Source organism: Desulfoscipio geothermicus DSM 3669, from assembly GCF_900115975.1.
Taxonomy (GTDB): domain Bacteria; phylum Bacillota; class Desulfotomaculia; order Desulfotomaculales; family Desulfallaceae; genus Desulfoscipio; species Desulfoscipio geothermicus.
The window spans coordinates 47,664-68,073 of sequence record NZ_FOYM01000010.1 but is presented as its reverse complement, the minus strand read 5'-3'; the positions used below and the strand labels follow the sequence as shown (position 1 = coordinate 68,073).

Here is a 20,410-nt window from a genome sequence, read left to right as displayed (position 1 = left end):
ATATTTGGTATTTTATGGTATAAATTATTACGACATTTCTCGTGCTTCCCAAATAATTAAACCGTATAAGATGTCGGCCTCACTGACCAGAACGGAATCCATGTTCAATCCCTGCAATACCCTCAATAAAATCAGGGCGCCCGCGGGAATAATGTCCGCCCGCTCGGGCTGCAGCCCGGGCATCTTTTGCCTGGCCGCCACGGGCAATTTCCGCAACGCATGGTACAGTTTACCAACCTTGGCCGCAGTCAAACGGTAGCCATGCACTTTATCGGGGTCATATGTACGCATTTCCTGAGCCATGGCGGCCAGGGTGGTCACCGTACCACCCACGCCAATCATATCAGCCGGGCTATCCGGCCGGATGTCCCGTAAAATATCGCCGAACACAGCCCGAATCTGGCCGCTGCCGAAACCGCTTTCGGTCATCCGCACCGCCCCCGCGTTAACGCTGCGAAACCGTATCCCGCCCTGCCCCGGCCAGATAAATTCCGTGCTGCCACCCCCAATGTCGATCACCAGAGCGTCCCGAACATCACCCAGCGCCCCGGTCACCCCCAGGTAACTAAGCCGCGCTTCCTCCTCGCCGGAAAGCACCCGCAGCGCATAACCCGTGGCACCGTAAACCGCATGGATGAAATCCTCCCGGTTAGCAGCGTCCCGCACCGCACTGGTCGCCGCCAGCACAACTTTTTCAGCCCCCGCCCGCCGGGCCTGCCGCACAAAGTCCTTAATAACGTCCAGCGTCCTATGCACAGCGGCATCAGCCAGCCGCCCGCCAGCAAAACCCTGCCCCAGGCGGGTGGTTTGCAGATCCCGTAGAACAGGCGTTATTACCCCGTCAGCCGGCGCATCCGCCACCAGCAAACGGATGGAATTACTCCCTACATCAATAGCGGCAATCCTCATTTTTTACACCTCACACTGTTTTACCTGTCACCGGAACTAAAAAAAGCATTCCCCGGTCGGAAATGCTTATAGTTATTTCATTACTGGTTGCGCCGGTTGGAACCGCGCCCCCCGCGCTTGGCGTCTGCGCTGCGGCGCAGGCCCTGTAACCTGTCTTCACTGTCTTTAAAGAAACGGGATAATTTTTCCTCAAAGGATATATCCGGTTTTTTACGTTGAAACGGGCGTTTTTTGGGTGACTCGATGGTTTGCTTGATGGATAATCCAATTTTACCTTTGGGGTCAACGGAAATAACTTTTACTTTAACTGTGTCATTAATGTGTAAAAAGTCATTTACATCCTTTACGTACTCTTCTGCGATTTCCGAAATATGTACCAGGCCAGTCTCGCCACCCGGCAATTCCACGAAGGCGCCAAAGTTTGTAATCCCGGTAACCTTGCCTTCTAAAATTTTTCCCGTTTGCACTGGCATAACTCGAAAATTTCCTCCCATGCCTTATAAGAGCTTGATTTATTATATCAAAGCCACCTTTGATGTCAAGCACTAATTAGTCCTTTAATTCAACGGCCGGGCTCGTTCGCCGCATCTCGCCCGCCCCTGGCGACACCGGGACTATCCTGTCCTCGCCCGGTTTGACCAGACCCAGTTTCTCCCTGGCCACCTGTTCAATATAAGCATTTGACTGCAATTTTTCCAATTTGTCTTGCAAACCGACGTTTTTGCCCCGCAATTCCTTGATTTCGGCCTGCATGGCCCGTAAATCCTGCTGCATGGCGTTAAGCTGGTCAAAGCGCGTCCCGAGGGAAAAGGATATGTACAGCATTAACAGGGTAATGATCAACAGCGGTAATTTACTGCGGGACATGCTGAACCTTCGGCGGTTCTTCTTCAGTCCCCGCCCGTCATAGGCCACCACATTCCGTGTCCGCCTGGATGAACTATCCAGCACTGTTTTCATCCTCCTCGTCCGGTCCGAATAATCCCAGATTATGCCCGGGAATTACAATAACCACCTCATATCCCTTGGCCCGGGCTCTGCTATAAAGCGTGGCCACGGTACTGACGCTCAACCCCAGCTGTTTGGCCACCTTGTCACTCGCGCACCCCATTTCTTTCAGGGTTACTACCTGCCGTTCCCGGAAACTGAGTTTTTCAGCCCCCCTGATCTCTATTTTCATGCTGTCCCACCCCGACCGGCGGGCCCACCGCCATTTATCGAAACACCTGACTGATTGCTACAAATTGACTACAAACTTATTACAATTATTCTATGGCTCTCTGTTATTTCCTGCAACTGAAATCATAAAAAATAAAAAATGCCGGCTATTAACCGGCTTTCTTTTCTTCCATCAGAGAAATATATTCCTGTCCCAGTTTGGTTAAGCTGCAAATTTTACTTTTGCCCTCCGTGGACACTTCCACCAGCCCCAGGGCATACAGTTGCATGATCACATGATCCAGAACAGCTCTTTTCACCCGGGAAAGCAGGGAAAGGTCTTCCTTGTTCATGTCCCCTTCTGTCACCAGCGCTTCCAGCACCCGGTCAGCCTCTTCGGGCAGGCGCTCTCCCGCTTTAACCAAATAGTCCGCTAATGTGGTTGTACCTATCACTTTAAAATCCCTCCTCTACCTATATTTTTACCCTTTTTTCTTAATTAATAAGCGACTTCGTCAAAATTTTTTCAGGTATAAACAAAAAAATACTGGTAAAACTATTATTAATCAATTAGAAAAGCAGGTGATGGCATGCGCAAGTTAATCGGCGTCGCAATGATCTTTTCGCTTTTAGCCGGCGCAGGCTGGCTGTACGCTTACAGGCAATATGATAACAATTACCAAAAGGATAATTTAATCCGCCTGCACGTAATAGCCAACAGCAACACGTTTTACGATCAGGATTTGAAATATAGAGTCAAAGACCGCATTGTCAGGGAAACAGCGTCTATTTTCAATGCAGCGGCCAATATCGAGGAAGCCAGGGATATAGCGGATGCCAACAAGGAAAAAATCAGGCGGATAGCTCTGGACGAAATTCACAATCAGGGATTTGATTATCCGGTTCAGGTGGTACGGGGGAACTTCGATTTTCCGGAAAAAACGTATACTATAAAAAATGCGGGCCGGGTCACATCATTGACCCTGCCGCCCGGGCGCTATGAAGCGGTGCGGGTGATCATCGGATCCGGCCGGGGCGCCAACTGGTGGTGCGTGCTTTACCCGCCCCTTTGTTTCGTAAACCCCCCGCAGGGTGCCGCGCCCACCTCGCTGCCATACGCATCGGCCGTGGAAAAAACGCCTGACCGTAACAATAATGATAAAAACCCGGGGGAGGCCCGGGTGGAATACCGCTTCCGTATCGTCGAATTGTTCAAGTCATTCGTATCTTAAGAAAAAACGTAACTATTCAACAAAGCAAAAAGGGGACAGACTTTCATGCCGCTATCGCGGCACCAACAGAGGATGAAAAGCATGCAGGTCGGGTTGTTCCCCGCTGCGTTCAAAATCTCCGCGTCGACGGGACTAAGGTTCGCTTCGGGCCGAATTTGGCGGTCCTGCATAATGCGCAGAACGGGTAGTTATACTGGGTCATTTATTAACAATAGCTTTCTCTTTTCAAGCTATGCCAGTGGTTTGTTGCGCGATTCGTCCCGCCAATTCGGCAGCCTCAGCTTCACCAAGTCCCGTTACCGACGCTCCGATACATCACTTGCGGGGAACAACCCGCCCGCACCCAATATGCCTTTTCAGGATAGGCACCGTAAAAGGGGACTGGCACCATTTTCAAAAAGCGAAAATGGAGCCAGTCCCCTTTTTTGCCCGCTGCGGTATTGCCAGAACCCACACCAGTGCTTCGCGCCGACGGGACTATGGTTTGCTTCACCGGCGTTTAATTCCAGCCAGCAATCTTTTCCACTGATTAACCAGCCGGTGATAGAAAGACTTAACCGGCGTGGGAACCAGGCGTTTTATCAGCTTGGCCACTGCTCGGCCTGTTCTACCCAGCACCAGTCCAAGCAAGCGAAACGGGTAGGTAATAACCAGGTAGACCAACCGGAAGGGTAAGAGCAGTACGCCCACCAGCCATACCATTGATTTTCCGAGCCATTTGAGCAAACGGATGGTCAACTCGATTGTTTTGATAACCGCCTTCCTGACCCGCCGGCGGCTGAGTTGAAAATAAAGCGCGGCGCCCATGCCCAACCCCAGGAGCACAAAAAAACGCACTTCCCCCTGGTTATAGTGCAATATTAACCCGTAAACCAGCGCCGTCAATACCAGCCAGTACACCACGTCACCGAAAAAAATGCCGGTTTTTCTCAGCCGCCAAACTTGGCCGACCCCGGCGTAAATATCAAATAAAAACCCGGCCAGCGCTCCGGTCAAAATGGTGTATATAAATACCATAAATTGACTGGTTACCGGCTCCGTCACAAGCTTCAACCTCCAAAACTTTCCCCCGGGCAGCACGTTACCGGGTACGGGTTATTTAAAAATCCTGTTCAACATGCCCTTGCCGCGGAATCCACCGGAACCTTTGCCATCGGTAAATTCCATAAAGTTGATTTTACCCTCCACCACCAGATTGCCGCTTTCCAGGTTCAGTTGAGTAATATGCAACCCCTCTCCCCGGAGGGTAAGAAACCCCATATTGGTGTCCAGAGTGATTTCCTTTTCGTTGAAATTGCCTACATGCTCCACCCCGTCCACCTGCAAATACCTGCGGTCAGTAAGGACCAGCCGGTTGCTGAACGCTTGTTTCTGCTCCATTTTGTTTCACCTCCCGGCCTGAAAAAGCACGGATAAACCTATTCAAATTATATCTATGCCGCTAATCCATAATTATGCAAAAAACGGTGGCCCTGTTCCGGGCCACCGTTAAAACTGTTAATTCCATAATTTTTGGATGTCGACATTCCGGTAATAAAATTTAATGATCTCTTCCGGCGATTTTCCTTCCACGGCCATTTTCTTGGCACCCCATTGACACAATCCAACCCCGTGACCGTATCCCTTACCCTCCAAAACCAGGTTGCCGCCCTGCACTGCGGCCTTGGACAGCAGCATGGACCGCACCTTGTCGCTGCCCAACGCCAGTCTCAAACCCGGGCCGCTCACCGCTGCCGAACCGATTTGCAGCATGGTGACCCTTCCCGAAGGCCCCCTTTCCGTTATCTTTACCGCGCTGATATCTCCCGGATCTTTTCCGCTGTTTTCCCGGACCGCCGCACGCACCTGGTCCAGGGGTATTTCAGCCCGCCAGTGCCGGTTTTCCGGTACAGTAATCGATAGGCATTCATCCCGCGCTCCGGCCTTAATGTATGGCGTGGGCCCTTTATTAAATGCCAGCCCCTCTTGCGCGGAGGCGGAAATCCCGCCGTCACAGGCTGAAAACCATCCCTTTACGTATTTGCCCCGGTAAGTAATCACTTTTCCCCTGGTGGATTGCACCGCTTTTCGCACATTGTCATTGATCCGGGAGGGGTCATAGGCCTGAAATTCCTCCACATCGGTGGATGCGTCCGTGCCATGCAGCTTTTTCACCCGACCGGCCTTGATATTTTCCATGGTGAATGTGCGGGCCACAATAGCCTGGGCGGCCAGGGCGTTAACCGGCCAACTGGGTTCCATCTCCGCCGCCACTACGCCGGCCAAGTACTCTTCCAGCTTGATGTCCTTTTTTTTGTCCTGCTCCTTGATGTACAGGCTTATGGTTGGCTCCCTGTCCGGCGCGCCGGGGACAGGTTCCACGGGTTTGCGCTGGGGCCCCCTTGCGCAACCCCATACCAGCCCTATTACCATTACAATAACAAGTAATATTTTTAGCTTGTCAAACCTTTGCAAATCCATCCCCCACCCTCCGTGTTTTTTTTATTTTTTGTGGGATGGATTTAAATTATACAAAACCGGCACGATCCGTCGGGCCCCCTGGTGAAATAATGCAGCACCCCCGTCAGCCGCGCCGCCCCTCCGGGCCTTACCCCCCCCGCAAAGGAGGGTTCCCTCGCCGGGACCGCCGTGGCCGGGCATATGGGCAGTATCGTCTCCGCCACCGGACCGCCGGTTGCCGCCTGTAAGCAACCATTTTTACCCACCAACCAGCCCAAAAGTTTTTTCCTGCCGGGCACCACCCCGTGCCTGGGCATTACCGCCCAAATATTATCCACCTGTTGCTTGATCCAGGACATCCAAAACATCTTGAACACACTCCCAACCTAAATTCCATTTTTTGTTAATACTAACACATTGATGCAAGATCCATAATCAGGCGTATTCAGCCAAATTTTATGTTTATCACGCATATAGACCCGTAAATATCCTGTACACGCCCATATAGCCCCCTGTTTGCTTTTTGCGCATACTTTCCCGGAAAAAATAAAAAAGGCCCCAAAGGACCTTTACTTGGTAAGTTATTCTTCCACTATTTTTTCATCTTCAAGCACTGCATATAATTCCGCCGCTTGCTTGGCCGGTACAGTTTCCCGCAAACTTACTATCTGCACTTTCAGGCGGCGCTGTCCAAACATCACTTCCACCACGTCTCCCGGCTGCACAACCGTTCCTGCTTTCGCTACCCGACCGTTCACCGTCACCTGCCGACGGTCGCATACCTCCTTGGCCAGCGTGCGCCGTTTGACCACCCGGGAAACTTTAAGAAATTTATCCAGTCGCAATACTTAAAACCCCATAAATGAAATCCCTTGATTCACTGTTTTACGATACTGACTCGCGCAACTGTTTGCCGGCTTTAAACACCGGAACCCGGGCGGCGGCAATTTGAATTTCTTCCCCGGTCTGCGGGTTGCGTCCCTTACGGGCGGCTCTTTCCCTGATTTCAAAGGTTCCGAATCCAACCAACTGGACCTTGTCACCTTCTACAAGCGCCTCTTCAATAGTTGCCAAAACTGCTGCCACAGCTTTTTCAGCATCTTTTTTGGTTAATTCGGACTTCTCTGCCACACTGGCAATTAACTCTGCCTTGTTCATAATTACCCCCCTAAGTAAATTAAACGTAACAACGTGCAGTATACAATTCGCCGCTTATCTATAAGTTCCTTCTTTAAAGTAAATTTTTCCTACTTTTTTCCCTTAATTTTCGTCTTTCTTGGCCTGCTCCCAAAAAATATCCATTTCTTGTAAAGTCATATTATATAATTCCTTACCCGATAGTGCGGCATTGCGTTCAATTTTTTGAAAACGCCGGATAAACTTTTCCGTGGTAGCGGTCAGGGCTGCTTCGGGGTCAATCCCCAGCAACCGGGCCGTGTTCACTACCGCAAACAAAATATCACCGGTTTCCAGTTCTATTTTTTTGCGCCCGCCGCTTTCCAATGCTTCCTTCAATTCATTCAGTTCTTCTTCCACTTTATTCAGCGCACCCTGGTAATCAGGCCAGTCAAAACCAACCCGGGCGGCCCTGGCTTGAATCTTCCAAGAACGCAGGAGGGCCGGTAACCCGCGGGGCACCCCGTCCAGAACCGATTGTTTTACTTTTGTATCACCGTCCTTCTCACTTCGCTTAATTTTTTCCCAATTGATCAACACCTCACTGCTGTCCCGCACTTCCAGGTCGCCGAAAACATGCGGGTGGCGGTGGATCATCTTCCGGCAAATTCCTTCCACCACGTCGTGAATATTAAAGAAACCGCGCTCCCTGGCTATTTGAGCATGAAATACTATTTGTAGTAATAAGTCTCCCAATTCTTCACAAATATTATACATATCTTCCTGCTGAATGGCCGCCAGCACTTCATAAGTTTCTTCCAACAAGTAAGGGGTTAACGTATGATGATCCTGCTCCCGGTCCCAGGGGCAACCGTTCTCACTGCGCAACCGGGCCATGATGTCCACAAGCCTGTCAAAACCAAACTTGCCGCTGTTATGCAAAGCCCCCCCGGTCAGCGGAGGCACATACAGGGTGGTTAAATGGTCCACCCAGTTCAGCCGGTCTATTTCATACAAGGGTAGATACTCCACCTTTTCCTCACCGGGCACGCCGGCGGCCCGCACAACGGCCACCTCATGTTCCGCCGGGTACATCTCCAATAAGGTCAGCTTAATATCCGAAGCCACCAGTTGATTGTATACCTGAACCACCACCGCTCCCTTGGAGGGGTCCAAATCCGGGCCGGCCGGCTGCAACCCGTCAACTATCTGCAAACCCTGAACCGGGTCAATCCTGAGCACGGCATAAACGGCATCCAGAAAACTCATGGCCGGGGCCACCACAGTGGAAACCCCCCGGCGCTGCGCCTCTTGTAAAATCAGGTCCACGGCGGACTCCGCCACCAGCGGATGGCCGGGTACGGCATAAACCACCGGGCCTGCTTCGGCGGCAGCCAGTACATCATCCTTGATCCTCCTGTAAACCTCTTCAAAGCTGTCCGCCTGCTCGTAGTACCTGTCAAAGGACGCAAATGCAATTCCCCGCCCTTTGAGCCACTCCACCACGGGATGGATTTCAGTGCGCAAAAAAAGCCGGCGGGCGTCCCGCAGCATGGCCAGGTTCGCCGGCGGCAAATAATCCGTGCCGCCCGGCCCCAGCCCCACTATGCTTATCTTGGCTGTCAATGGTTACACCCTTCCTTTAAATTCTATATTACCGCTATTCTTACCAATTACACAAGAATTAACTGATTCCTTTTGGCAAAACGCGCAAAAACTTTATTTTTATCTAGGGCGGGGCCAGTAGTCCTCGCTACGTTCAGAATCTCCGCGCCCCAAAAGTTATCAATTAAGACATGTTTTCTGATGCAGCGGCCAGAAAATAAAGTTCAAGTATGGTATGTTAAATAATATGCGCCGCTGCCACTCTTGCTTCGGGCCGGATTTGGTGGTCCTGCATATTGCGCGCAACGTTACAGTTATACTTGGTTCGTTTATTTACTTTCGCATATCAAGGTATTATCAAGTAAGTTGTACCTGCGCGATTCGTCCCGCCAATCCGGCATCCTCAGCTTCGCCAAGTCCCGTTACCGTCGCTCCGATACATCACTTGCAAGGACTACTGACCCCGCCGGCTTTGCCTTTTTAAGGCAAAAAAAGGCGGCCCTTGCTCCGGGCCGCTACTGTTCCATTTGTTTGGCCAGAAATCCTGCCGCGGTTTCCGCCAGTTTTAACTCCAGTTCCCCCATTTTTACATTCGATTCACGTGAAGCCAAAATTACCGCTCCGATGGGATCGCCTTCAGATATGATCGGTGCAATCACTTCAGATGAATACTTGCAGTCACCGTCCTCTATAACCATGCACTCCGCACAATAAGGATCATTGCCTGGATTGTTGATAATTACCGCCTTTCGCTCTTCCATCACCTTTTCTATGGCATTGCTTACCGGCTTGTTTAAGAATTCTTTTTTCGGTGCTCCGGAAACGGCAATGATAGTATCCCGATCAGCAATACAAGCTATATGCCCCAGTGCTTCGTGCAACGAATCTGCGTATTCTTTTGCAAAATCACCCAACTCACCGATGGGAGAATATTTTTTTAAAATTACTTCGCCTTCTCGATCGACAAAAATTTCCAGGGGATCGCCTTCCCGAATCCTGAGGGTTCTCCTTATCTCTTTGGGAATTACCACCCTGCCAAGATCATCTATACGACGTACAATACCCGTTGCTTTCATGGGCCGCCCTTCCCTCCTTTACCAGAAGATAATCACGAAAAATCTTTCAATCTTAGTATATAACCGGAGGGTAGGAATTATTCATTTTTTTCCAATCAAAAGTAAAATTATTTTCACCTTTCCAGGAAAAGGTTATTTTTTTGTCGATTGTTCGCCGTCCTTTTTGGTCTTGGGTTCTTCTGCCAGCTTATTTACAATTTCAGCCTTATCCCGCAAGTCCTGCAGCAGCTCATCGATTTTTTTGGTTACCGCTTCCTGATGCAAACTGGCCGTTATATTATCCTTAACCTCGGCCAAACTATAATTTTTGGCGGGTATCACCTTGTCCAGCCGAATAATATGGTAACCAAACATGGTCTTCACCGGCTCGGCGGTGTATTGCCCTTCCTGCAGGCTAAAAGCGGCATCTTCAAATTCTTTGGCAAAACCGCTGTTTTTGCTGAATGGCGGGTACTGGCCACCGTTATCTTTGCTGCCCGGGTCGTCGCTGTACTGCTTGGCCAGTTCGGCAAAATCAGCGCCCGCTTTCAGCTTGTCCACCACCTGCAGCGCCAGCACCTTGGCTTCCATTTCGCTGCGGTTTTTACCGCCCGAATAATCCCCGGCACCTATTAATATATGGCTGACCTGCCGCTGTTCGGGCTGGCTGAACTGTTCCTTATGGGCGTCGTAATAAGCCTGTATCTCTGCATCAGTCGGCTGGGGCACCTCGGAGCTGATTTTCTCCTGCAGCTTGGTTACGGCCAGTTGCTGCTTAATATATTCCTCCAGCTTGGGTTCGTTAACCCCGTTGGCCGCCAGGTATTTTTTAAAGTCCCCTTCCGAACCCAGCTGTTTTTTGAGGTTTTCAATTTCTTCCCGCACTTCTTTATCGGTGGGCATTAAATCCAGGCGCTTAATTTCCGCCATGACCAGTTCGCGGTCAATCATCTGGTTGAGCACGTCCCGGCGCAGCATTTGCTCAATATCCTTGGCCTGCTCGCCCTCGAAGTTCAAGCCCTGCTGCGTCAGAGTGTCCTTCAAGGCGTTCACTTGCTCGTCCAGTTCCCGGGCGGTGATTTTTTCGCCGTTCACCGTGGCCACTACGTTGCTGCCGCAGCCCCCAAGAACCAGGGAAGCCAGCAAAAGCATCGAGATTAAAATATAAATATTTTTTCGCAAATCAATCTCCTCCCCAAAATATACGCCACCTTATTCGGGCGGCACCAACTCACTCAATTATATAGCAAACAACCGGGCGCGACAATAGGCCAACCGATGCGTATATTTGGCATCGTGTATACCTACCCCGCCAAATTTTCCAGGAATTTTTCCAGTTCGAAGAGCTGTTCGTCGGGGGTGCGCCCGGCTTCCCGGAACTTGTAACGAATCTCGAATTCTTCGTCGGCGTTGCTGAATTTGACCTTATTGCGGTAAAGTTCCCCAACCGACACCAGCTTTTCCCCGGTAAGGGGGTGATTGGGCGCCAGCACCAGCCGGTATAAGCCCTGCTGCCGGCTGAGGGATTTAATTTTTAAACGCCCGGCCATCACCTTGATGCGGGATACCCATAGCAGGTTCCGCACCGGTCGGGGCAGATCGCCGAAGCGGTCCACCAATTCTTCCTCCAGTTCGGCAATCTCGCTTTCCTTTCTCAGGGAAGCGATACGCCTGTACAGTTCCACCTTCTGGCTGGTATCAGAAATGTAATTGTCGGGGATATAGGCTTCCACAGGCAGTTCCACCACGGTCTCCACGGGTTGTTCCACCCGCTGGCCCCGGGCTTCCTGAACGGCCTCCTCCAGCAACCGGCAGTACAGGTCAAATCCCACAGCGGCAATGTGCCCGTGCTGCTCGGCACCTAACAGGTTGCCGGCGCCCCTAATTTCCAGGTCCCGCATGGCGATCTTGTAGCCCGACCCGAATTCGGTAAATTCCCGGATGGCCGCCAGCCTTTTTTCCGCCACTTCATTTAAAACCCGGTCCTTACGGAAGGTAAGGTAAGCGTAAGACAGGCGGTTGGCCCGCCCCACGCGCCCGCGCAGCTGGTAAAGCTGGGCCAGCCCGAAATTATTCGCTTCTTTAATAATTAACGTATTAACATTGGGAATATCCAGTCCGCTCTCGATGATGGTGGTGCATACCAGTATATCATAAGCTCCGTCTATAAAATCCAGCATGATTTGCTCCAACTCTTCCTCCCGCATCTGCCCGTGGGCGGTGATAATGCGGGCCTCGGGCACCAGTGATTTGAGCCACAGGGCCACATTGTCCAAATCGGCCACCCGGTTATGCACGAAATAAACCTGCCCGTCCCGGGCCAGTTCCCGCCGAATGGCCTCGCGGATCATCACCGGGTCCTCCTCCAGCACGTAGGTCTGTACCGGAAACCGGTTTTCCGGCGGCGTTTCCAGCAGGCTGGTATCCCGCACACCCACCAGGGACATGTGCAGGGTACGGGGAATCGGAGTGGCGGTAAGCGTCAGCACATCCACATTGGTGCGCAGTTTCTTTAATTTTTCCTTGTGGGCCACGCCAAAGCGCTGTTCCTCGTCCACCACCAAAAGGCCCAGGTCCTTGAAAATAATATCGTCCTGCACCAGCCGGTGGGTGCCGATAACAATATCCGCACGGCCCTCTTTTAAATCCTGGATGATCCGGCGTTGTTCCCGGGGCGACCTGAACCGGCTGAGCATTTCCACCTGTACCGGATAATTGGCGAACCGTTCCCGGAAGGTATTGTAATGCTGCTGGGCCAAAATGGTGGTGGGCACCAGCACGGCCACCTGCTTGCCCTCCATCACCGCTTTAAAGGCCGCCCGCAGCGCCACCTCGGTTTTGCCGTAACCCACATCGCCGCAAAGCAACCGGTCCATGGGCCGCCGGTTTTCCATGTCCCGCTTCACTTCCCTGATGGCCCGCAGTTGATCCGGCGTTTCTTCATAAGGAAACGCGTCCTCAAATTCCTTTTGCCAAACCGTATCAGGCCCGAAGCTGTAGCCCTCAACTGTTTCCCGGGCAGCGTAAAGGGCCAGCAATTCCTGGGCCATGTCCCGGACCGCCTCGCGGACCCGGCTTTTGACCCGGTTCCACTCCGCGCCGCCCAGCTTGGACAGGCGCGGGCTGTCGGCCTCGGCACCCAGGTATTTCTGCAGTAAAGAAACCTGGTCGGTGGGAACGTATAGCTTGTCTTCGCCTGCGTACTTGATCAGCAGGTAATCCTTGCGGATACCGCCGATGTCCAGGGGTACGACCCCTCTGTACCGGCCGATTCCATGGTTGACGTGCACAACGTAATCTCCCACTTTCAGGTCGGTGAAGGGTTCCAGCCGGGTGCCCGCCTCCCGGGGCTGTTCCCGCCTTCTACGCTTGCGCTGGCCGAAAATCTCCCCTTCGGTGATCACCACCAACCGGGCGTTGACCAGTTCAAACCCGGCGGACAGCTGCCCGTGGCTGATTACCACGTTGCCCGGCTGCACCTCCCGGTCCAGGGACGAAACATAAAACACATCCACTTTTTCTTCCCGGAGGGCATCCAACAAATGCCGGCCCCGGTCCTGACCCGTTACCAGCAGAACCACAGCATTACCGTTGCGACGCCACTGGCGAATTTCTTCCGCCAGCATGTCCATGTGGCCCAAAAAACTGTGCATGGACTTGGCGGTGAAATTAACGATGTTATGCGGGCGGATAAATGTTGCCTGGCGTGGCATAAAGGAGAAAAACACCGACCGCCGCCCGTTTAAACCCTCGTATAGATGCTCCCAATCCAGATAACCGGCCGACTGCCCCGGCAGCACCTTACCCCTGGTAAGGAGGTCGGCGTAGGTTTCGGCCCGTTCCCGTTGAATGCTCTGCACCACTTCCCTGATTTTCTGCGGCTCGTCAACAAACACAGCCGCGTTCCGAGGCAGGTAATCCAACAAACTGACGGGCCGCGGGTGGAAATAAGGCAAGAAAATTTCCAGCCCCGGGTCGAATACTTCGCTTTCCAACATATCAAGCAAGCGACCGAAGTGTTCATCAAAAAACCGGAGTGCGGAGGGGTCACCGCTTTTTTCCAGCTTGCGGCGCTGAACGCGGTATTCCGCCTTAACCGCACCCCGCCCCAGCGACCACTGGCTCTCGGACACCACCATTTCCGTGGCGGGATAAACCGCCAGCCGCTCGATCTTTTCTTCGGATCGCTGGGTCTCTACGTCAAACAGGCGGACAGAATCCACTTCGTCATCGAAAAACTCAAGCCGTGCGGGTACTTCCCGTGTCATGGGGAAAACATCCACGATGCCGCCCCGCACGCTGAACTGACCGGCCCTTTCCACCAGGTCTACCCTTTCGTAGCCCATGGCCAGCAGCCGCCGGCCCAGTGCATCGGGGTCCTGCCGGTCCCCCACCGCCAGTTCCAGCCCGGTCGCAGCAAAAACATCCGGGGGGCTGAGCCGGCGCATCAGCGCCTCCACGGGCGCCACCACCACCATGGGCTCGGCCCGGCACAACCCCTCCAGCACTTCCAGACGGGAGGCCGTAACCTCCTTGCCGTGAGCCAACACCTGGTAGGGTAATAGCTCGTACACCGGGAGTTGCTTGACTTTGACCCGTGGCAACAGCGCGGACAGGTCATCACAAACCTGGCCGGCTTCCACCTCACCAGGCGTAACAATAAGCGTAGTGGAACCGGTTTCCCCGGCCAGCCCCGCTATCAGCAAGTTGCGCTGGGCCCCGGTCAAACCGAACACCTGCTGCTGGCCCCGGCCGGTATTCAACCCCTTGCCCAGAACGGTATATTCTTTTGTTTGTTTAATTAATTTTAATAATCCCTGCATTGGTTCACCAACCAAAAAGGCATCACAAAAAGAGCTTTAGCGCCATCAGGGCTAAAGCTCCGGCCTTGTTGCTGTAGTCAGTGCAGCCTGTGGGGGTAGATAAACTGCTGCGCGGGGCCGTACACTTCCTCCCGGCATTCCGCGCACAAACCCGGCACCAGGCTGCCGTCGTTTTCAAATTCTTCGATCATTATATCCCCGGCCATAGCTCCAGTCAAGTGGCCGGCATCGCCCCGGTCCGCGGATTCCGTAATATTGAAAATCCGGTCGCAGCAATCACATACATGGTATTTCTTCATTGGACGCCCTCTCCTATAACAAGTAAACTAAAACTAAACCCGCGGTCCCAACAGCGTGACGGCCGCGTAGTTCCACAGCGAGTGCAGCACCGTCGCCGCGACCGCGGCCAAAGCCACCACGCCGGTGTAAGCCGCCAGCCACACGGTGACAAAACCCAGCGCGCTGTGCAGGGCCAGGGCCGCCAGCCCCGGCCAGATGCCGCGCCGTTTGAGGGAATCCGCCGCCAGTTCGGCTCCGCCGAAAACTACATGGGTGTAAAATATATCAGCGCCCCAAAACAACGCCAGACCCGTTTTGGCCAATTCCTCCACCGCCGGCGCCACCAGCGTTATCACCGCCCGGGTGTCGCTGCGGCGGACCAGGCCCAGCATAACGCGCGCCGCCAGTGCGGCAAACAGGCCGGCAAAAATGTGCAAAATGATCCCCTATATAATAATATTGACATCATGTAAGACCGTTATACCGGTTCGCGGCGATTAAACTTGTTCATGGCCGCCGTGACGCCGCCATCCACCAGTTCCCACACCACCTCGGGCACCACCTGCAGCGCCCGGTCAATGGCCCGGGCTTCATCGGGCAAAGGCCGTCCCAGCACCCAGTCCACCACTTCCGGACCCCGGGCCGACGGCCGGCCGATGCCCACACGCACCCGGACAAAATCAGCGGCGCCCAGCATCCGGATAATAGACGCCACGCCCCGGTGCCCGCCTGCGCCGCCGCGGTCGCGGATTCGCAGCCGGCCCGGTTCCAGGTCCAGGTCGTCATAGATAACCACCAGGTCGGGTGGATCCAGTTTATACCACTGTAACAGCCGGATTACCGCTTCCCCGCTCAGGTTCATGTAAGTCTGCGGTTTGGCCAAAATGATTTTCTCGCCGTGATACACGCCTTGTCCCACCAGGGAACGCAAAAACGGGCGATCAATTACTGTTTCCAATGCCCGGGCCACCAGGTCCACCGCCTGAAAACCGACATTATGCCTGGTTGCGACATATTTATGACCCGGGTTGCCCAGCCCCACTACCAGCTTCAATATAAATACCCCCGTTAATTCAAAAATCTCTCAACAGTTGTATTTCATCATACCATTATTATTCAGTAAGCCCGCTGCAGTATTGCCCAACGCTCACTCCAGTGCTTCGCGCCGACAGCACTACGGCTTGCTTCGGACCGGATTAGCGGCGCTGCAAAGGCGGCGTGATATGTTTTCATATTTTATGATATATTGACTTTAGAGCTCATCTGTTTAAAATCGCAAACTGTTAGTGAGCCGCTGGTTTCGCGCCGCTATCCGGTTACCCGAAGCTTCGCCGGGTGCTGTTACCGGCGCTACGCAAGTCGTTCACTTATGGGCAATACCACAGCAGTCAAATGTTTCGGTTAATAGTTATATAATATCATAAACTTAATACCCCCTCGCTGGAGGGGGTATTCCTAAAGGCACTTTCACCTTAAACAGGACAGGAAATTGCTGAGATAGAATGGATCGGAACAATTATCGCTTCTGTCGTATTGCCGGTCATCCGGTGTATTTCCACGTAGTTGGATCCCACGGCATGCAACATACCCGCGACGGGAGTATTCTCTTCGCCTATATAAACAGTAACATTCCTTCTGACGCAGCTGCTGAGCCGTTCTGTGAAGGTCATGCCGTAACCCGGGCCGTACCCGGGACCGGGGTAACTGATACTGTCTGCCATTTTATCCCCTCCTTATCATTATACTTTATCCAGAGTATGCAGGATAAGGAGGAATGGTTACGCAATTACTCTTCTTGCGCTTCGGCTTCTGCGGCGCCTTCCGCCTCTTCTTCAGCGGCGGGCTTATCTTCTGCCTGCTGCGCCACCACGGTAACCACCGCCGTATCAGGCTCATCCAGCACGGTGACTTTATCCGGCACCGCGATGTCCTGCACGGTGATGGTGTCCCCGACCGCCAGGCCGTCAACATTTACCGTTACTTCCTGCGGGATGTCGCCGGGCAGGCAGGACACCTGCAATTCCCTCAGCAAGTACTGCACAATACCGTTTACCTTGCCGGTAACATAGTTGATGGGCACAGCGGTCTGGATATCGTCATCCAGGGAGATCTGGTGAAAGTCTATGTTCATCAAGTCCCCCTTGATCGGGTCGTATTGCATTTCCTTGATCAATACCTTGTAATTGCGGGTTTCGCCGGCGCCCGGCCCCTGCACGGTCAGGTCGATTACCGGCTTGCCGCCCCGCTGCAATATAGTACGCAAGGACCTGTATTCCAGTTCAACCGGAATACTGCCCGCCCCCTTACCGTAAACAACTCCGGGCACCATTTCCCGGCGGGCCAACTCCTTACGGTAGCTCTTACCTTTCTTTTCCCGATAGTTTACTTGTAAATTAAAATCTGACATATTAAAAACCTCCTCTGGGATAATATTCCCTGTTAGCGGTTATATCAAACAGCCACCCGACATAACATTAAATAAAAAAACTTTTGGGCGTCAGGGGGTGGGATGACAATGCGCAAAAGTAAACAATTTATCTCCATGCCGGTAATCAGCCTGCAAGAGGGGCAGCAAATCGGCACCATCAAGGGTCTGGTGGTTGATCCCATCGCAAAAAGGGTGGCCGCCCTGATCATAGAACAAAAGGGTTGGTTTCAGGAACAAAAATTCATCCCTTACAACCATGTCCGCAGTGTGGGTGAGGATGCCGTGACCGTCAACCAGGGCACCGCGGTACAAAAAGGCGGTAGTCTGCCGGAAATCATCAACCTGGTGAAAAACAACATCAAAATTACCGGAACGCGCGTCGTAACCGAAAGCGGTACTATACTGGGTGAAGTTGACGATTATTACGTAAACCTGGACTCGGGTGAACTGGTGGGCATAGAGTTCAGCGGTGGTTACATCAGCGGCATAGTAAGCGGCAGGGCTTTTTTGGATGTCGACCACGTCCTTACCGTTGGCAAGGAAATGATTGTTTGTTCCGATCAGGCACTGGAAAAAACTATCAAGCTCGAGGGCGGGCTGCAGGAAAAATTGCGCGGTATCAAGGATACCACCGGTAACCTGTGGGAAACAACCGTTCAGAAAACCAGGGGACTTAGTTCCAGCGTCAACCAGTCCATCGGTAAACTAAAGCGCAACAAAACGGAGGATAAGCCGGATAGCACTCCGGTTGGCGCGAAACCGAACCAGGAACAGCCGGCTCATACCGACAATCCACCCGGCAAAGAGTAGACCGCCATATCACCAACCGCAAACGGCCAATCACCGAGAAGCCCCGCCAAGCGGGGCTTCTTTTTCTCAAGGCCCTCGCCGCCTTGAAGTTCTCGAGCCTGCCGTGCTCCTTTTCAAACGCACACTTTCAGTCAAAAAGTTTACTCACCGACAAATCTTCATGAATGCGAATAATTGCCTCGCCCAGCAGCGGAGCCACGGAAAGAATCTTAATTTTTTCTAAAGTTTTGTCCTCGGGCAACGGTATGGTGTTGGTAACCAGCACTTCCTTGATCGGCGCTCCGACCAGCCTGTCCACCGCCGGGCCGCTCAGTACGGGGTGGGTGCAGCACACATAAATATCAGTCGCCCCCCACTCCTTCAGGGCGGCCGCCCCTTGGGTGATGGTGCCGGCCGTATCGATAATATCATCAATCATGATCACCTTTTTGCCGCGAATATCGCCGATAATATTCATAATTTCGGCCACATTGGGCTCCGGGCGCCGCTTATCGATGATGGCAATGGGAGCGCCGATTCTTTCCGCCAAATCCCGGGCCCGCTGCACGCCGCCCAGGTCGGGGCTCACCACCACCACGTCTTTCAATTTCTGCTGCATGAAGTACTGGGCCAGCAGCGGCACCCCGGGGAGGTGGTCCACCGGTATATCAAAAAAACCTTGGATTTGCCCGGCATGCAGGTCCATGGTAATAACCCGCCGGGCCCCGCTGGCAAAAAGCAGGTTGGCCACCAGTTTGGCTGTGATGGGATCCCGGGCGCGGGTTTTACGGTCCTGGCGCGCATAACCGTAATAGGGCATCACCGCGGTAATCCTGCGGGCTGACGCCCGGCGTACGGCGTCCACCATAACCAGCAGTTCCATCAGGTGTTCGTTGACCGGCTCACAGGTGGGCTGGATGATAAAAACATCCGCCCCCCGCACGCTTTCGTTAATTTTAACCTGAATCTCCCCGTCACTGAAACGGCTAACCTTCGCCGCCCCCACGGAGACCCCCAGGTAATGGGCTATTTCCTCCGCCAGGGCGGCATTGGCGTTTCCAGTGAATATTTTTAACCGTTGTCGGGATGACATCTGCTTTTACCTCCACTATATAAGTTACTTATCAGGACAAGCCGTTTTTTTCTTTTTAGCAGCCCAGCCGCTAATATTTTTTTGTTTTCCCCGAGCCACTCCCAGCGCTCCGGGCGGCACATCGCGGGTGATGGTGGAACCCGCGCCGGTCACCGCCCCGTCACCAACTTCCACGGGGGCTACCAGGTTGGTATTGCTGCCGATAAAAGCGTGGTCGCCGATCCGGGTGCGCGACTTCTTTTCCCCGTCGTAGTTACAGGTGATGGTGCCGGCACCGATATTGGCTCCCCGACCCACCTCGGCGTCGCCGACGTAACTTAAGTGGGGTACTTTACAGCCGTCAGCCAACCGGGAGTTTTTCAATTCCACAAAATCCCCCACCTTGATGTTTCGCTCCAGCACACAGCCCGGGCGAATATAGGCAAAGGGACCGATGCTGCATCCATCCCCCACCCGGCTGTCCAAAATAACGGAGTTTTGTACAATAATACGGTCGCCCAGATGGGCGTTGACCAGGCGGGAAGACGGCCCTATAGTACAATTCTCGCCAATGTTCGATTTTCCTTCTATTATTGTAAAAGGATAAATAACTGAATCCGCTCCGATTTCTACGGTATCATCAATGAAGGTGGAATCCGGGTCCAACACGGTAACGCCCGATTGCATTAGTTTATCCAGAACGCGACGGCGCAATAATTTCTCCGCGGCGGCCAGCTGGCACCGGTCGTTGATACCCGTTATTTCGGCGGGATCATCAATGCTCACGGCGCCCACCGGCCTGCCCTGCGACATGTAAAACTCAATGATATCGGTAAGGTAATATTCACCCTGGGCGTTATCCGGGCGCAAATTGGCCAGAGCCTCAAAAAGCCCCCGGGCCTGGAAACAATAAATCCCCGTATTGATTTCCCGCACTGCCAGTTCCGCCGGGCCGGCGTCCTTTTGTTCGACAATTTTTTGCACCTGGCCGCCGGAAAAACGGATTACCCGCCCGTACCCCGTGGGGTCAGGCAAAATAGCAGTCAGCACAGTAGCGGCGTTCTTTTTTCGGCCGTGTTCCCGGCAGAGGTCTTCCAGGGTTCGAGGCCGTACCAGGGGAGTATCCCCGCACAAAACCAGTATGTGACCGTCAAAGCCATCCAGTGCGGAACGGGCTTGCAAGAGCGCGTGGGCCGTACCCAGTTGCTCGGTTTGAAAGGCGAACTCCACTCCGCCGCCGATGCATTCCGCCACCCGTTCACCCTGGTGACCTACCACCAGCACAATCTTATGTAAAGCTATATTTTTAACCGCCCGCAAGACATGCTCCACCATGGGCCGACCGCAAACCCGGTGCAACACTTTGGGCAAATCGGACTTCATCCGGGTCCCTTTCCCCGCCGCCAAAATAACCGCCGCCAACTGCATCAGGTTCAAAACCCCCCCATTTCATTATATTATGACACTTGATATTGTGACACACGCATTTTCTATTCAACAAAAAA

Annotated in this window: 24 protein-coding genes; 2 read left to right on the top strand and 22 right to left on the bottom strand. The window is 53.1% G+C overall.

Annotated features, from left to right (window positions below):
* Positions 1-27: 27 nt before the first annotated feature.
* The 5 genes from BM299_RS07720 to BM299_RS07700 form a co-directional block, all read right to left on the bottom strand.
* The gene (locus tag BM299_RS07720; protein ID WP_092482894.1) at positions 28-909 is read right to left on the bottom strand and encodes a Ppx/GppA phosphatase family protein; all 882 of its coding nucleotides are present in this window, start codon (positions 907-909) and stop codon (positions 28-30) included.
* Between the two features lie 80 nt (positions 910-989).
* Positions 990-1,382 carry a S1 RNA-binding domain-containing protein gene (locus tag BM299_RS07715; protein WP_092482893.1) on the bottom strand — a complete coding sequence of 131 codons (393 nt, stop codon included), beginning with the start codon at positions 1,380-1,382 and terminating at the stop codon, positions 990-992.
* Positions 1,383-1,458: 76 nt separating this feature from the next.
* Positions 1,459-1,860, bottom strand: coding sequence for an FtsB family cell division protein (locus BM299_RS07710; protein ID WP_245779692.1), 402 nt, complete (start codon positions 1,858-1,860; stop codon positions 1,459-1,461).
* Entirely contained in the window at positions 1,850-2,089 is a 240-nt protein-coding gene (locus BM299_RS07705) for a sigma-70 region 4 domain-containing protein (RefSeq protein ID WP_092482891.1), read from the bottom strand. The genes BM299_RS07710 and BM299_RS07705 overlap by 11 nt, the downstream gene beginning before the upstream one ends.
* Before the next feature lie 148 nt (positions 2,090-2,237).
* Positions 2,238-2,522, bottom strand: coding sequence for a transcriptional regulator (locus tag BM299_RS07700; protein WP_207545150.1), 285 nt, complete (start codon positions 2,520-2,522; stop codon positions 2,238-2,240).
* Positions 2,523-2,657: 135 nt separating this feature from the next.
* Between BM299_RS07700 and BM299_RS07695 the strand changes: the two genes are divergently transcribed.
* The gene (locus BM299_RS07695; RefSeq protein WP_092482890.1) at positions 2,658-3,299 is read left to right on the top strand and encodes a stage II sporulation protein R; all 642 of its coding nucleotides are present in this window, start codon (positions 2,658-2,660) and stop codon (positions 3,297-3,299) included.
* Between the two features lie 489 nt (positions 3,300-3,788).
* Here the strand turns inward: BM299_RS07695 and yabQ are convergent, their stop codons facing one another.
* The 15 genes from yabQ to BM299_RS07620 form a co-directional block, all read right to left on the bottom strand.
* Complete coding sequence (gene yabQ, locus BM299_RS07690; protein WP_092482889.1) at positions 3,789-4,343, bottom strand: spore cortex biosynthesis protein YabQ; 555 nt, start codon at positions 4,341-4,343, stop codon at positions 3,789-3,791.
* Between the two features lie 51 nt (positions 4,344-4,394).
* A complete protein-coding gene (gene yabP, locus BM299_RS07685; protein ID WP_092482888.1) occupies positions 4,395-4,679 on the bottom strand; it encodes a sporulation protein YabP in 285 nt (94 codons plus the stop codon).
* Between the two features lie 117 nt (positions 4,680-4,796).
* Positions 4,797-5,759: a SpoIID/LytB domain-containing protein gene (locus BM299_RS07680; protein WP_092482887.1), complete on the bottom strand. Its 963-nt coding sequence runs from the start codon at positions 5,757-5,759 to the stop codon at positions 4,797-4,799.
* Between the two features lie 41 nt (positions 5,760-5,800).
* The gene (locus BM299_RS07675) at positions 5,801-6,106 is read right to left on the bottom strand and encodes a hypothetical protein (protein ID WP_092482886.1); all 306 of its coding nucleotides are present in this window, start codon (positions 6,104-6,106) and stop codon (positions 5,801-5,803) included.
* A gap of 213 nt (positions 6,107-6,319) precedes the next feature.
* Positions 6,320-6,583 (bottom strand): RNA-binding S4 domain-containing protein, encoded by a 264-nt coding sequence (locus BM299_RS07670; protein ID WP_092482885.1) that lies wholly within the window; start codon positions 6,581-6,583, stop codon positions 6,320-6,322.
* Positions 6,584-6,623: 40 nt separating this feature from the next.
* Entirely contained in the window at positions 6,624-6,896 is a 273-nt protein-coding gene (locus BM299_RS07665) for a non-specific DNA-binding protein Hbs (RefSeq protein ID WP_092482884.1), read from the bottom strand.
* A gap of 102 nt (positions 6,897-6,998) precedes the next feature.
* The gene (yabN, locus tag BM299_RS07660; protein ID WP_092482883.1) at positions 6,999-8,480 is read right to left on the bottom strand and encodes a bifunctional methyltransferase/pyrophosphohydrolase YabN; all 1,482 of its coding nucleotides are present in this window, start codon (positions 8,478-8,480) and stop codon (positions 6,999-7,001) included.
* A gap of 494 nt (positions 8,481-8,974) precedes the next feature.
* On the bottom strand, positions 8,975-9,535 hold the full coding sequence (gene spoVT / locus BM299_RS07655) for a stage V sporulation protein T (RefSeq protein ID WP_092482882.1): 561 nt from the start codon (positions 9,533-9,535) through the stop codon (positions 8,975-8,977).
* A gap of 132 nt (positions 9,536-9,667) precedes the next feature.
* Positions 9,668-10,696: a peptidylprolyl isomerase gene (locus BM299_RS07650; RefSeq protein WP_092482881.1), complete on the bottom strand. Its 1,029-nt coding sequence runs from the start codon at positions 10,694-10,696 to the stop codon at positions 9,668-9,670.
* Positions 10,697-10,818: 122 nt separating this feature from the next.
* Positions 10,819-14,337, bottom strand: coding sequence for a transcription-repair coupling factor (mfd, locus tag BM299_RS07645; protein ID WP_092482880.1), 3,519 nt, complete (start codon positions 14,335-14,337; stop codon positions 10,819-10,821).
* A gap of 77 nt (positions 14,338-14,414) precedes the next feature.
* The gene (locus BM299_RS07640) at positions 14,415-14,636 is read right to left on the bottom strand and encodes a hypothetical protein (protein WP_092482879.1); all 222 of its coding nucleotides are present in this window, start codon (positions 14,634-14,636) and stop codon (positions 14,415-14,417) included.
* Between the two features lie 33 nt (positions 14,637-14,669).
* Positions 14,670-15,053: a hypothetical protein gene (locus tag BM299_RS07635; protein WP_092482878.1), complete on the bottom strand. Its 384-nt coding sequence runs from the start codon at positions 15,051-15,053 to the stop codon at positions 14,670-14,672.
* 41 nt (positions 15,054-15,094) lie between these two features.
* Positions 15,095-15,670: an aminoacyl-tRNA hydrolase gene (gene pth, locus BM299_RS07630; RefSeq protein WP_092482877.1), complete on the bottom strand. Its 576-nt coding sequence runs from the start codon at positions 15,668-15,670 to the stop codon at positions 15,095-15,097.
* A gap of 418 nt (positions 15,671-16,088) precedes the next feature.
* Positions 16,089-16,337 (bottom strand): hypothetical protein, encoded by a 249-nt coding sequence (locus BM299_RS07625; RefSeq protein ID WP_092482876.1) that lies wholly within the window; start codon positions 16,335-16,337, stop codon positions 16,089-16,091.
* Positions 16,338-16,402: 65 nt separating this feature from the next.
* Positions 16,403-17,023: a 50S ribosomal protein L25 gene (locus tag BM299_RS07620; RefSeq protein ID WP_092482875.1), complete on the bottom strand. Its 621-nt coding sequence runs from the start codon at positions 17,021-17,023 to the stop codon at positions 16,403-16,405.
* A gap of 108 nt (positions 17,024-17,131) precedes the next feature.
* On the opposite strand from BM299_RS07620, the gene BM299_RS07615 reads away from it, so the two are divergent.
* Positions 17,132-17,854 (top strand): PRC-barrel domain-containing protein, encoded by a 723-nt coding sequence (locus BM299_RS07615; RefSeq protein WP_092482874.1) that lies wholly within the window; start codon positions 17,132-17,134, stop codon positions 17,852-17,854.
* A gap of 127 nt (positions 17,855-17,981) precedes the next feature.
* On the opposite strand, the gene BM299_RS07610 is transcribed toward BM299_RS07615, so the two are convergent.
* Positions 17,982-18,926 carry a ribose-phosphate diphosphokinase gene (locus BM299_RS07610; protein ID WP_092482873.1) on the bottom strand — a complete coding sequence of 315 codons (945 nt, stop codon included), beginning with the start codon at positions 18,924-18,926 and terminating at the stop codon, positions 17,982-17,984.
* 24 nt (positions 18,927-18,950) lie between these two features.
* Positions 18,951-20,333 (bottom strand): bifunctional UDP-N-acetylglucosamine diphosphorylase/glucosamine-1-phosphate N-acetyltransferase GlmU, encoded by a 1,383-nt coding sequence (gene glmU / locus BM299_RS07605; protein WP_092482872.1) that lies wholly within the window; start codon positions 20,331-20,333, stop codon positions 18,951-18,953.
* Between the last annotated feature and the right edge of the window lie 77 nt (positions 20,334-20,410).